Raw genomic sequence first — 310 nt, forward strand, 5'->3', positions numbered from 1 at the left:
TGCGGTGGTCAAGTAATTTCGGACACAACGATAGGTTCACGTTCTGCCATTTTTTGTTCGTAGACAGAGGGCGGCAAATTTCCCAATGCTGAATTAATGCGCTTGCAGTTATAGAAGCCGACGATGTAGTCGGTGATGTCGGCTTTGGCCTCGTCATGGTTGGCATATTGACGCTGCCAGACGCGTTCCATCTTAAGATTCAAGAAGAAGCGTTCAGCGACGGCGTTGTCCCAGCAGTTACCTTTGCGGCTCATGCTGCAGACGAAGCCGTGGCTGGCCAGCAGGTCTTGGTAAAGCTCGCTGGCGTATT

At 51.6% G+C, this 310-nt stretch carries 1 pseudogene; it reads right to left on the reverse strand.

What is annotated here, in order from left to right:
• Nucleotides 1-8: 8 nt before the first annotated feature.
• Nucleotides 9-308 (reverse strand): annotated as a pseudogene (locus tag GJA_RS25780) (integrase core domain-containing protein); the annotation flags it as partial.
• Nucleotides 309-310 lie beyond the last annotated feature (2 nt).

This window comes from Janthinobacterium agaricidamnosum NBRC 102515 = DSM 9628, from assembly GCF_000723165.1.
GTDB classification, from domain to species: Bacteria; Pseudomonadota; Gammaproteobacteria; order Burkholderiales; family Burkholderiaceae_D; genus Janthinobacterium; species Janthinobacterium agaricidamnosum.